The organism is Aquimarina sp. AWH4_224, from assembly GCF_056160245.1.
The window spans coordinates 1-363 of record NZ_JBSWWU010000068.1; the positions used below are offsets into that span (position 1 = coordinate 1).

At 37.7% G+C, this 363-nt stretch carries 1 protein-coding gene; it reads right to left on the reverse strand.

The genetic code is table 11. The annotated features are described in order from the left end of the window. Positions 1-40: 40 nt before the first annotated feature. Positions 41-363, reverse strand: a 323-nt coding sequence (locus ACXAGJ_RS24730; RefSeq protein WP_474843869.1) for a type IX secretion system membrane protein PorP/SprF, incomplete at its 5' end; no start/stop codon positions are given.

A 363-nucleotide genomic window follows, 5' to 3' on the forward strand; every position in this document is an offset into this window, starting at 1 on the left:
CTCTCTTCATATCAATGGTTAGGTTATAATATCTCTACTATTAAAAGAATCTTGGAGTCAGCATTCTATTGTATTTCTTAAATAACTCAAAACGTAACATCACCTCATAACTCCCATCATTAAACTGCGATTGCCCCAACTCGGTCGTCTCTCTATCATAAGCAAAACCAATCATCATCGAATCCGAAATCTGGAAAGCAACCTGACCCGTGACTGCAGCACTCCAGCGATAAGCAACTCCCAACGTTAAACGCTCATACAACAAAAAGTTAGCCGAAACATCAACCTGTAACGGTGCTCCAAAAACTAATTTACTCAATAATGCTGGTTTAAATTTGAGGTCATCCGTAATATTAAAAACAT